This is a genomic window from Pseudomonas sp. GW821-FHT02C04 (assembly GCF_059421845.1).
The window spans coordinates 55,892-68,202 of record NZ_JBWKVT010000002.1 but is presented as its reverse complement, the minus strand read 5'-3'; the positions used below and the strand labels follow the sequence as shown (position 1 = coordinate 68,202).

The window sequence follows — 12,311 nt, the reverse complement described above, 5'->3', positions numbered from 1 at the left end:
CTCAGGCAAGTTCGATCCAGTGCTGCGCACGGGCAACCTCCATGAATTGCTCGATGTCGTCACCGAGCTCGGGCACGCCGGGGAACTGTCTGTCGAGTTCGGCGATGATCGCCGCGACATCCCGTTCACCGTCGATCAGACCGCCGATCAGCGCGGCACTTTCATTGAGCTTGATCATGCCTTCCGGGTACAGCAGCACGTGGCCTTTCTGCGCCGGTTCGTACTGGAAACGGTAGCCGGGACGCCAGGTCGGGGTCTTGCTGCGGTCGAAACTCATAAGGCGATTCCTTTATGCCAGACCCGTTGATCGGTGACGCTGTGATACGGCGGGCGGTTCAGTTCGTAGGCCATGCTCATGGCATCGAGCATGCTCCAAAGGATGTCCAGTTTGAACTGGAGAATTTCCAGCATGCGCTCCTGGCCTTCGCGGGTCTTGTAGTGTTCCAGCGTGATCGCCAGACCATGCTCGACATCGCGCCGGGCCTGACCGAGACGGGTGCGGAAATATTCGTAGCCGGCCGGGTCGATCCACGGGTAATGCTGCGGCCAGCTGTCGAGACGCGACTGGTGGATCTGCGGCGCGAACAGCTCGGTCAGCGAGCTGCTGGCGGCTTCCTGCCAACTGGCGCGGCGGGCGAAATTGACGTAGGCGTCGACGGCAAAACGCACGCCGGGCAGCACCAGTTCCTGGGAGCGCAGTTGATCCGGGTCGAGACCGACGGCCTGGCCGAGACGCAGCCAGGCTTCGATGCCGCCGTCTTCGCCAGGCGCACCGTCGTGGTCGAGCAGGCGCTGAATCCACTCGCGGCGGATCTCGCGATCCGGGCAGTTGGCCAGAATTGCCGCGTCTTTCAGGGGGATGTTCACCTGATAGTAGAAGCGGTTGGCGACCCAGCCCTGGATCTGCTCGCGGGTGGCCCGGCCTTCATACATCGCCACGTGATACGGGTGATGAATGTGGTAATAGGCGCCCTTGGCGCGCAGGGCCGCTTCGAATTCGGCGGGGGACAGCGGGGTGTCGGTCATTGCGGTTCTCCGGGGCATTCGTTACAGGACAATGCTCATGCCGTCATACGCCACTTCAACATTGCGTCGCACCAGTTCCGCGCGCTCCGGGGAGTCTTCGTCGAGGATCGGGTTGGTGTTGTTGATGTGGATAAGCACCTTGCGCTGCTCGGGAAGCTGTTCCAGCACTTCGAGCATGCCGCCGGGGCCGTTCTGCGCCAGGTGACCCATTTCGCGACCGGTGCGGGTGCCGACGCCACGGCGCTGCATTTCATCGTCGTCCCACATCGTGCCGTCCACCAGCACGCAGTCGCTGCCGGCCATGATGTCCAGCAACGGCGCGTCGACCTTGCCCAGGCCCGGGGCATAGAACAGTTTGCCGCCGGTGCTGAGGTCTTCGACGATCAGGCCGATGTTGTCGCCCGGATGCGGGTCGAAGCGGTGCGGCGAGTAGGGCGGTGCCGCGCTGCGCAACGGCAGCGGGGTGAAGCGCAGGTTCGGGCAGGCAGCGACGGTGAAGCTCTGGTCGAGTTCGATGCGGTTCCAGTCCAGCCCGCCATTCCAGTGCTTGAGCATAGTGAACAACGGGAAACCGGTGCTCAGGTCTTCGTGGACCATGTCCGTGCACCAGACCTGATGCGGGCAACCTTCGCGCAGGCTGAGCAGGCCGGTGGTGTGGTCGATCTGGCTGTCCATCAGGATGATCGCGCTGATGCCGGTGTCACGCAGGGCTCGGCCCGGTTGCATCGGGGCGAAGCTCTGAAGCTGCGCGCGGATGTCCGGCGAGGCGTTGCACAGCACCCAGTTCACGCCGTCATCGGAAATCGCGATGGACGATTGGGTACGGGCCTGGGCATTCAGGCTGCCGTCGCGAAAACCGGCGCAATTGACGCAGTTGCAGTTCCACTGCGGAAAACCGCCACCGGCGGCCGAACCCAGAATCTGGACGAACATGAACGCTCCATCATTTCAACGCTGAAAATAAAACGCCCCGGCGAGCCGAGGCGTTGCACTGCAGTGTTCTGCTTGAGGCAGGACTCAGCGGCTGGCGAAGTACATGGTGACTTCGAAGCCGATGCGCAGGTCGGTGTAAGCAGGTTTGGTCCAAGCCATCGGGTGACTCCTTTTTCAGGTGGGTGAGATAGCGCTATCCATAGGTATAGTCCACGGCAGCGCAGGGATGTTCCAAATAGTTAGGTGGCTATGTTACTCAAAATTTCAGGGGGTTTGCCCGTGAATCTTTGAGAAAGCTCCTTGCAGCCCCGGTAATGATCATTTCGCCGCTTGCCACGGCGCGCCCGGCGCAGCGTCACTGGACAGGCCGTGCCAGCCGCCCTCGGCGCGGATCAGGCGTTGTGCAGCGGCCAGTAATGCCGGGCGATCCAGTTGAGCGATGGCGCGGCGCAGTTGTGCCAGATAATCCGACGAGTGGCCGGCGAGTCGGGCCTGCCACAGGAGCTCGGCCGCATCTTTGCTGGACAGGGCGCTGTCATCGAACTGATCGACAAGCGTCTGGCGTTGCTGGGTGAGGCTGGCGTCATTGAGTTGTTCGATCAGGGCTGGCAAGCCATCGAGAAACTGCTGAATGTGATCGAGCAATTGCGCGGCGGTAGCCGAGGGTGATTGCACACCGAACAGCAATCCGGTCTGGCCATGGATCTGGCGCAACCCGCTGAACACCGCATAACCGAGTTGCAGTTCGACGCGCAGGCGTTGGTAGAACGGCGTCTGGCACAGGTGGGCGAGCAGGCGCCACGCGGCTTCGTCGCCGATTTCGTGACTGGCGGTCGGGCAGAACAGCAGCAAGGCGTGTTCGCTGGAAGCACTTTCGATTTGGCGCCACAGGTATCCGGCGTTGATTGCCGACGGTGCGGGTAATTGATTGTCCGGTGTGCCGAAGATGCGACTCAGGGCCAGGCCCATGGCGGATTGGGTCTGTGGGTTGAGTCCCAACGCCAGGCCGTCCCAGCGGGAAGTTGTCCACAGGTGTGCGGCATCGTCAGACGTCGTTAGCGATTGCAGGCCGTGTTCGGGTAATGCCTTGAGCAATTGGCGAATCGGCATCAACGGAGCTTCCGGCTCACTTCGCGCGGAATCGGCATCAACTTGCGTCAGATGTTTCAGCGCATGCTCCAGGACGCCGGGCAATATGTCCTGCAGACCGGTCACCTTCAACAGCCACTGATTGCCCGAGGCGCTGAACGACACCTCGACCCCGGCCTGACGCGCGTCGTCAGACACTTCCCGCAGACTGCATTGCAGTTTCGCTTGCAGCTCGGCCGTAGCCGCCGCTTCCATTTGCCAGCGCACATACACTGCACCTTCGTCACTGTTATCTGGCAGCGCCTGGCTGAATTGCATCGGCGAGCGTTCACGACGGCTGCGCGAGCGATCCTGGGCAAACGTGCGCAGGCCACGGTGGGCGCTGGTCTGGCCGCGGATCAGGCCGGCGTTGGCCAGCGGTTCAGCCGTACGCAGAAACGGGTTGGCGGCGGGCAGGTGCCAGTGGCTGTTGAAGTTATCCACAGTGCCGATTTTGCCGAGAATTTCTTTGAGCGCCGCGAAGGCCGATTTGGACAAGCCGCTTTCGAGTTGTTCGCTGTCGAGTCGCGCCAGATTCAGTGCGCCGCTGACTTGCCGCTGACGTTGAAGCTGCGCCGCATATTCCTCACGCAATACCGGCCAGTCCTGCTGTGCGGCGAAGAAACTCAGCCAATCCAGCCATTTCTCGCGAATGGCATCGAGTGACCCGCTGGGTGAAGTGAACTGAAGGTGCAGCAAGGCTTGCCCTGCGAACTGGTACTGCACGCAAGCTTGCAAACCGTCTGCGAGACCTTGCTGCTGCAAGTGGGCGAGCAACCCGCCGGGTTTGGCACTGTTCAACCAGTGACAGAGAAACGCCAGCGCTTCGGCCGACGACTCCGGCAGATCCTCCAGCGCAAACAGCAGATTGCCGCGCCGCTCGCCGACCTGTTGATAACTTGCCTGTGGGTTGTCCATCAAACGAACGGGGGCTACCTGTGCAGTTTTATCCCCAGCGGTCAGCGCGGCGGCAAACTGCTCGGCCAGCACTCGCAGCTCTTCAATGCTCTGCGGCCCGACCAGACTCAGGGTCATCTGCCCGGTGCGGTAAAACTGCTGATGGAAGTCTTTCAGTGCTTGCTGAAACTCCGCTTGCTCTACCAGCAGACTGTCGCGGTTCCCGGCATGAAAGCCGCGCAACGGATGCGCTGCTGACAAGCCTTTGAACAGCGCCTCTTGCTGCTGAGCTTTGGCGTCCTGGGACCACGCGACAAACTCTGCCTGCAGCACTTCCCGTTCCCGCAACTGGTCGTCCGTATTCATACGCGGGTGGGCGAGCATGTCTGACAGACGCTCCAGCCCTCCGCTGAAGGACGCTGGCGGCAACTCAAAGAAGAAATCGGTGGTGCGCTCGCGAGTGCTGGCATTCACCTGGCCGCCGTGACCTTGCACGTAGGCCATCAGCCCTTGGACTGCAGGAAAGCGCTCGGTGCCGAGAAACAGCAAATGCTCAAGGAAATGCGCGAGTCCCGGCCACGCCAACGGCACGTCATGGCTACCGGCAGCCACCCGCAACGCGGCGGCGCTGCGCTTCAGGCCGGACACGTGACGCAGGGTCACGCGCAAGCCGTTGGCCAGGGTTTCAGTATGGGGGCGGGGGTGAGTCGGCGCAGGCATGGGCACTTCCAGAACAGTGAAGTGCCAATGCTAGCGGATTAGCGCTTGTTGAGCGCGTCGTAAAGTTCGGGGCGGCGGTCGTTGAAGTAGCGATTGGCGCTGCGGGAGTCGACCATCAACTGGCGATCCAGCTCACCGACAATCAAGGCTTCATCCAGTCCGGCCTGGGCGATGCGGCTGCCATCCGGTGCGGCAATGCTGCTTTGCCCGCAGTAATGGATGTCGCCTTCGTGGCCGCAGTAGTTGGCGTAAGCCACGTAGCACTGGTTTTCGAAGGCGCGGGAGCGCACGGAAACATCAGCAATGAAATCAAAAGGAATCATGTTCGCCGTCGGCACCAGAATCAGCTCGGCACCTTCAAGGGCCAGGCGCCGGGCGTTCTCCGGGAACTCCAGGTCGTAGCAGATCAGGAACCCGAGCTTCCAGCCGTTGAGTTCGACGATGGGAAACTCGCCATCGCCGGGGCTGAACATCGAACGATCCAGATCGCCGAACAGATGCGTCTTGCGGTAATTGCACAAGCGATCGCCGTTCGAGTTGATTAGCTGCACTGCGTTGTAAATCTGTCCATCCGCCGTGCGCTCGGGGTAACCGTAGAGAATCGCCAGGCCGGCAGCCTTGGCGATCCGTCCGACCTGTTGCGCCCATTCACCGTTATAGACCTCGGCCAATGTCGCGACCGCCTCCTTGCCGATGTTGTAGCCGGTCAGGAACATCTCCGGCACCACCAGCAGGTCGGCACCTTTGGCCTCCATCGCCAGTTGCTGCAGGCGCTGAAGGTTGGCGGCGGGTTCCAGAGGCAGCGGTGGACATTGGTAAAGGGCTACACGCATCAGGAATTCCTCTTACTCGGGCAGGGCGATCGGGCCGATGTCATTGAACACATCACCCGGACCAGGGTTCTCTGTATGTGTGGACCCGCCGAAGTGCTTCATGATTCCCCACACCGCGTTGAGCGAGGTCTGCACTGCGCCTTCAACCCACGCTGGCGTCCACGATACGTCGTCGCCGGCGATGAAAATCCCGCGCTGCTCCGCCGGCATGTCGTCCTGCATGAAGTGCGCGTACATGCGCTGGTTGTAGCGATAGTGGCCGGGCAGGGCGCCCTTGAACGCGCCGAGGAAATGCGGGTCGGCTTCCCACGACACGGTGATCGGATCGCCGATGATCCGCGCGGCGATGTCGACTTTCGGATAAATTTTCTTCAACGCATCCAGCGCCAGTTTCACGCGTTTTTCCACCGGGTGTGGGAGCATCTTCAGCGCATCGCTCATCCACGAGTACGACAGGCAGATCACGCCCGGTTTGTCGTCGCCGTTGTCGAACAGGTAGGTGCCACGGGTCAGGCGATCGGTGAGGGTCATGCTCATCAGGTCGCGGCCGGTTTCCGGGTCCTTGTCCTTCCAGAACGGGCGGTCGACCATCACGAAAGTCTTCGACGATTGCATGTAGCGAGTGCGGTCCAGCGCCATCCACATTTTTTGTGAGAACAGGCTTTCGTCGCATTCGATCTGGGTGGTCAGCAGCCAGCTCTGGCAGGTTGTCAGCACGGCGGCGTATTCGCGGGTGTCGCCATTGTTGTCGGTGACCGCGAAACGTCCGTCAGGTGCGTGGGCAATTTTCTTCACCCCGGAACGTGGCGCGCCATGGTGCAACGACTTGAGGCTAGTGCCTTGCGGCCAGTGAACGCAGCGCTCCGGCGCATGACGCCAGATGCCCTGCGGCACTTGTTCGACGCCGCCGACCACCAGGTGCTGGTGATCGTCGCAGTTGGTCATCACCACACGGAAGATTTCCAGCATCGAGTTGGGGAAGTCCGAGTCCCAGCCGCCGGTACCGAAACCGACCTGGCCGAATACTTCGCGGTGATGGAACGACAGTTTGGCGAAGGCTTTCGACGTGGCGACAAAGTCGTAGAACGTGCGGTCGTCCCACAGTGGCACCAGGGTGTTCCACAGTTCTTTGAGGCGTGGCACGTCGCGGTCGCGGATCGCTTGCTGGATGTCGGCGAACTGCGAACCGGCCTCCAAGGCGTCGGCCCAGGCGTCAGCCACTTCCTGGAACAGTGCAGGAAGATCCTTCAGGCTCTGTGCGTAATGGGTTTTGCCTTCCAGGTCGATCACGGTGCTGCCGGAGGCCGGCGTCAGCGGGTTGGGGAAGGGCTTGGTCTCCAGACCGAGTTTGTCGACGTAGTGATAGAACGCGGTGGAAGACACCGGGAAGCGCATGCCGCCGAGCTCGGCGACGATGCCGTCAGTGCCGTTGAATGCTTGGGAACGCAAACGGCCGCCGAGCTTCGAGGCCTCATAAACGACGGGTTTCAAGCCCAGTTTCATCAGTTCGTAAGCCGCCACCAGACCTGCAATGCCGGCACCGACGATCGCCACTTCGGCGCCGTGATTGTGCTCGGGAATGCTGCCGAGACCGGCCGGATGTTCGATCCAGTCGTCGAAGGCGAAAGGAAAGTCCGGGCCGAAAATGGTGATCGGCTTCTTACCGTCTGCAGGATGGCGATTGTTCTTGTTCATGGCTGACCTTGCTGGCGACCCGACGCTGGATGCGCGTCTGAGTATAGGAAAAGATGCCAGCCATTCTAGGGAGCGTAGAACACGTTAATAAGACGCAAAGTGTCGTCGTTTTGAGCGTTGGTGCTGCAATCTGACGAATATAATGATCAGACTGGATGTCCGCGATCAATTTTGCTGCTGAGGATGATCGAGGTCGTGGTCTTCTCCACGCCGTCTACGCTGCCTATCTGATCCAGCAATTGATCCAGTTGCTCCGGTGAGTCCGTACGCAGCCACGCCACATAATCAAACTCGCCGCTCACCGCGCACAACTGCTGCACCTGGGCCATCGCACTCAACCGCCGCAACACCTCTTTGCCGGAGCGCGGCTGCACCTTGATCCCGACATACGCCTGCAACCCGCCATCCACGACGCGTTGGCCCAGACGTACGCCGTAGCCGGTAATGACCTTGGCCTTTTCCAGTCGCGCCAGCCGCGAAGTCACGGTCGTGCGCGCGATGCCCAGTTGCCTGGCCAGCATTGCCACGCTTTCACGGGCGTTGATTTGCAGGGCAGCGATCAGCTGGCGGTCGATTTCATCAAGCACGGGTGGGCGGATGTCGGGCAAGGGCAGGCTCCAGCGGTACGGATCAATGGGGCTGCATGTTACAGGCTCGTCACGCGAGGCGCTTGTGGGCGCTGATTGAACGGCTGGGGTCAGGCAGTCGCTGGATCGGGAGATTTTACTGAAACAAAAGAACGGACAAATGATTTGACTTGCCTGCTGCCTTTATCAAAAATGGCCTCAAGAGCGCGAAATCCGCTGCCTTGCAGGGCTTCAGCGGACGTAGGTACCTCAGCGATGCTGCAACATCGGTGTAAGGTGAGACCTCTTCATCCCATTTCCTGAGGATGCCAATATCAGGATTCAAATACTCAAGGGGAGCCAACAGGCTCCCCTTTTTGTTTGTCCTGAAGAACGTATCTCTTGTAGAGAAGTTCGCCCTGGCGGTGCCTGTTCATAGCTCTTGCCGGGGCATGCATGAAGTTCCACAGGACGTGTCCGTGCCTGACATCCACCACGACGAGCATGTCATTCTTTGCCTCGTAGGCGTTGATGAAAGCCATGCCGTTGTTGAATACCGTAATCGCCAAACGACAGGCGAAAAAAAGCCGCACATATGCGCGGCTTTTTCATGTTTGGTGGGCCCACACGGACTTGAACCGTGGACCAAAGGATTATGAGTCCTCTGCTCTAACCAACTGAGCTATAGGCCCTCAGTAGGCCGCGGATTATAGCGACGGTTTCTCGGCTGTGCTATCCGAAAAATCTGATACGGCTATGCGAAGAAACGTTGCGGCGAATTCCTCCGGTGGCAGCGGCAGGCTGACGATGTAGCCCTGGATCTGTTCGCAGCCTTCGGCGGCGAGGAACTCCTGTTGGGCCTGGGTTTCCACGCCTTCGGCGATCACAGTGAATTGCATGCTGCGGCCCAGGGCGATGATGGCGCGGACAATCGCCGCGTCGTGCGGGTCGTCGGGCAGACCGCGGACGAAAGACTGGTCGATCTTGAGGATGTCCAGCGGCAGTCGTTTGAGGTAGCTCAGCGAGGAATAACCGGTACCGAAGTCGTCGATGGCCAGTTGCACACCGAGGTGTTTGAGTTGGTGCAGTACTGCCAGCGCTTCTTCAGCCTGGCTCATGATGAAGTTTTCGGTAATTTCCAGTTGCAGTAAATCCGGTCTGAGGCGGTTGTCCTTGAGCAGTTGCTCGATGCGTCCCAGTAGGTTCGGCTGGCGCAGTTGTGCGCCGGCCAGGTTGACAGACAGTGGGCCCAGGGATTCGTAGATCTGGCCCCACTCGAACATTTGCCGGCAGGCGGTTTCCAGCACCCAGTCGCCGATTTGCAGAATCATGCCGTTCTCTTCCGCCAGCGGAATGAAATGCTCTGGAGGCACCTCACCGAAGGTCGGGTGACGCCAGCGGATCAGGGCTTCGGCGCCGACCAGACTGTGGTCATCGAGGCTGATTTTCGGCTGGTAGTAGAGGTACAGCTCCTCGCGCTCGATAGCCCGGCGCAGCTCATGTTCCAGCGCCACCCGCTCGCTGGCCTGGGCGGTGAGGTCGCGGGTGTAGCTTTCGACACGGTTGCGGCCCTTGGCCTTGGAGCGGTACATCGCCGCGTCGGCGTTCTTGATCAGGGTGGCGACGTCGCAACCGTCACGCGGATAGAGGCTGGTGCCGATGCTGGCGCTGATGAAAAACTCGTGCTCACCCGCCTGGAACGGTGCGCCGAAGCAGTTCAGCAATTTGGTGGCAATGTTGTCGGCATCACCGGCCTGCTGCAGCCCCGGCAGCAGAATGATGAATTCGTCGCCTCCCAGCCGTGCAACGGTATCGATATCGCGCAGCTGCTCTTTGAGGCGTACGGCAATGCCCTTGAGCAGCAGGTCGCCAACCGGGTGTCCGAGGCTGTCGTTGATGTGCTTGAAGCGGTCGAGGTCGAGGAACAACACCGCGCCCAGGCTGCCATTTTCCTGCTGGCTGTTCAGCGCCATCTGCAGACGGCTTTCGAACAGCGTGCGGTTTGGCAGGCCGGTCAGCGGGTCATGGTGGGCCTGGTAGTCGAGCTTGGCCTGGGCATGCTTGAGGCTGGAGATGTCGGCGAATACCGCAACGAAGTGGGTGATGAACTTGTCGCGATTGCGCACGGCGCTGATGGTCAGCCAACTTGGGTACAGCTCGCCATTCTTGCGTCGGTTGGAAATCTCGCCTTGCCAGTGGCCTTCGTCAGTCAATTGATGCCACATCGCCGCGTAAAACGCGCTGTCGTGCAGCCCTGAGGCCAGCAGGCGCGGGGTATGCCCGAGTGCCTCGCTTTCGCTGTATCCGGTGATTTCGGTAAACGCACGGTTCACCGCACTGATGTGCTGTTGAGTGTCGGTGATCAATACGCCTTCAGCGGTGCTCTCGAACACGGTCGCGGCCTGTTGCAGTTTTTCCTGCATCAGGTGGCGTTCGGTGATGTCCCGGGCGATGGTCAGCATGCAGTCTTCGTCGCCGATCGGCAGTGGACGGCTGGACACCTCGCAGAGACGGATCTGCCCGTCACTGCGGCGGATGTGGCAGGTGAAGTCGCGAACGAAACCGTCACGGTGCAGCAGATCAAGCATCTGTTTGCGCTCGTTGAGGTTGACCCAGATCCCCAGATCCAGCGCCGAGCGATCCACCGACATGGCGCTGTTGAAACCGGTGATGCGGCTGAAACCTTCGTTGACCTCTAGCAGCAGGCCATCGCTCTGGCGCGACAGCAGAAGCCCGTCCGGCGAGGCGTGGAAGGCCTTGGCGAACTTCTCTTCGGAGGTTTGCAGTTGTTGCTGGGTTTCCTTGAGCGGAGAAATGTCGCGCACCACCACGACCAGCGCCGGTGTGGTGTCGAGTTCGAACGGTTCGGCAGAAATCAGCCCGGTGAACACCTGGCCATTGTTGCGACGAAAGGGCATCTCCAGGTTGCGGATGCTGCCAGCCTGCAGGCGCTGCAGCAGGCCCGGCCCGACGCCGGGAATGCCCCAGATGTTGAGTTCGGTAGCGGTCTGGCCGATGACTTCTTCGGCTCTCAGCCCGATCTGCTCTTCAAAGGCCTCGTTGACCTCCAGCAGGCAGCCGTCGGACAGCCGTGCAATCACCAGAATGTCCGGGCATTGCTGGAACACCGAGGCGAATTTCTGCTCTGACAGGCGCAATGCTTCTTCGGTGCGCTTGGTTTCGCTGATGTCGATCATCAGGCCGCGCATCACTGGCTCGTGGCCGTGTTCGATCAGGCTGACGATGTCGCGCACCCACAAACAACGGCCGTCAGCGGTGATCACTCGATAATCGAGGCTGTGATCGCGCCCGGCGAGGACTTCGTGATCGCAGAAGCTTTGTGCGCGGGTCAGGTCTGCCGGGTGGATGATGTTGCGCCAGAAGCCCGGAATCAGCCAGTGCGACAGTGGATAGCCGAGCAGATCCTCGGCGTGGGGCGAAACGTAGCTGTAGGTGAAATCGCTGATTCGCGCTTCCCAGGCGATGGCCGACAGGCTCTCCACCAGTCCGCGATAGTGATATTCGCTGCTGCGCAGTTCCTGTTCGAGGTCGATGCGCCGGGCGATTTCCGAACTCAAGCGGCGGTTGATGCGGATCACCACGGCCAGGATGATCACCAGCAGCAACAGGCCAGGCAAGCCGTAGACCAGCAGATCCGACCAGAATGTCCGATGATCGAGGACGTTGCCCACCCAGTGTTCCTGGATGCTGCTGATTTCTTCCGGGGACATGTCGGCCAGGACTTTATCCAGAATGCTCACTAGCATTTTGTTGTCCCGGGGTACCCCCATGGCCAGTTGATAGCGATAGGGGGTTTCGCCGCTGACATACAGCCCGTCGAGCTTGAGCTGGCGCAGGCTCCAGACGCTGGAGGCCAGATCGCCGACCACGGCGTCCACTTCGTCGGTGGCCAGGGCCTGCAGGGCCGAGCTGACATTCGGCATGGCGACCAGATTCAGGTCGGGATGATGGGTGCGCAGCAGCTCGTGAGGGGCATAGTTTTCGACAACGGCGATCTTCAGCCCGTACAGATCCTCGATCTTGCGCGGTTGCGGGCCGCCGACGTGAGCGAGGATGACGATCGGAAAGTCGAGGTAGGGGCGGGTGAACGCCAGGTAATTCTGGCGTTCCGGGGTGGACATGATGCCCGGCAGCAAATCGATTGTGCCGTTTTTGGCCTGTTCGAGCACCACCGTCCAGCTCACGGGTTCGATCGGTGTCAGTTTGATAGTCAGGCGCTGACGGATCACATCGATATAGTCCGCCGCCAGGCCCTGATAACGGTTCTGGTCGTCCCGGAACTCAAATGGCGGCCACGATGCATCGACACCCAGGCGCAAGTCCGGGTGAGCCGCCAGCCAGCTACGTTCTTCATCGGTCAGAGTCAGCGCGTCAGCCGTTGCGGTCCAGATCATCAGTGACAGCAAAAAAAGCACGGACGCCAGTCTGGGCATAACGGTCTCGTTATGGCTCGGGGGAATGTTTCGAGTGTAGACGGGCTGTGCGCGAGGGA

Annotated in this window: 10 protein-coding genes and 1 tRNA gene; all 11 read right to left on the bottom strand. The window is 60.7% G+C overall.

The features are described 5' to 3' along the window. Window position 1: 1 nt before the first annotated feature. Entirely contained in the window at window positions 2-277 is a 276-nt protein-coding gene (gene pqqD, locus AC07VV_RS08390) for a pyrroloquinoline quinone biosynthesis peptide chaperone PqqD (RefSeq protein WP_007959876.1), read from the bottom strand. Next, on the bottom strand, window positions 274-1,026 hold the full coding sequence (gene pqqC / locus AC07VV_RS08385; RefSeq protein WP_011336228.1) for a pyrroloquinoline-quinone synthase PqqC: 753 nt from the start codon (window positions 1,024-1,026) through the stop codon (window positions 274-276). Before pqqC ends, pqqD begins: the two co-directional genes overlap by 4 nt. 21 nt (window positions 1,027-1,047) lie before the next feature. Beyond that, window positions 1,048-1,959 carry a pyrroloquinoline quinone biosynthesis protein PqqB gene (pqqB, locus tag AC07VV_RS08380; protein WP_495035979.1) on the bottom strand — a complete coding sequence of 304 codons (912 nt, stop codon included), beginning with the start codon at window positions 1,957-1,959 and terminating at the stop codon, window positions 1,048-1,050. Between the two features lie 84 nt (window positions 1,960-2,043). Further along, entirely contained in the window at window positions 2,044-2,118 is a 75-nt protein-coding gene (gene pqqA / locus AC07VV_RS08375) for a pyrroloquinoline quinone precursor peptide PqqA (RefSeq protein WP_003444522.1), read from the bottom strand. Window positions 2,119-2,277: 159 nt separating this feature from the next. Further along, entirely contained in the window at window positions 2,278-4,704 is a 2,427-nt protein-coding gene (gene pqqF / locus AC07VV_RS08370) for a pyrroloquinoline quinone biosynthesis protein PqqF (RefSeq protein WP_495035978.1), read from the bottom strand. A 38-nt stretch (window positions 4,705-4,742) separates the two neighbouring features. Further along, entirely contained in the window at window positions 4,743-5,537 is a 795-nt protein-coding gene (locus tag AC07VV_RS08365) for a carbon-nitrogen hydrolase family protein (protein ID WP_495035977.1), read from the bottom strand. Window positions 5,538-5,549: 12 nt separating this feature from the next. Then, on the bottom strand, window positions 5,550-7,232 hold the full coding sequence (locus AC07VV_RS08360) for a flavin monoamine oxidase family protein (protein ID WP_495035976.1): 1,683 nt from the start codon (window positions 7,230-7,232) through the stop codon (window positions 5,550-5,552). A 146-nt stretch (window positions 7,233-7,378) separates the two neighbouring features. Further along, window positions 7,379-7,840 (bottom strand): Lrp/AsnC family transcriptional regulator, encoded by a 462-nt coding sequence (locus AC07VV_RS08355; RefSeq protein WP_007959884.1) that lies wholly within the window; start codon window positions 7,838-7,840, stop codon window positions 7,379-7,381. A 308-nt stretch (window positions 7,841-8,148) separates the two neighbouring features. Then, the gene (locus AC07VV_RS08350; protein ID WP_495035975.1) at window positions 8,149-8,340 is read right to left on the bottom strand and encodes a hypothetical protein; all 192 of its coding nucleotides are present in this window, start codon (window positions 8,338-8,340) and stop codon (window positions 8,149-8,151) included. Between the two features lie 73 nt (window positions 8,341-8,413). After that, window positions 8,414-8,490 (bottom strand) — tRNA-Ile (locus tag AC07VV_RS08345). Between the two features lie 15 nt (window positions 8,491-8,505). Then, complete coding sequence (locus AC07VV_RS08340) at window positions 8,506-12,252, bottom strand: EAL domain-containing protein (protein ID WP_495035974.1); 3,747 nt, start codon at window positions 12,250-12,252, stop codon at window positions 8,506-8,508. Window positions 12,253-12,311 lie beyond the last annotated feature (59 nt).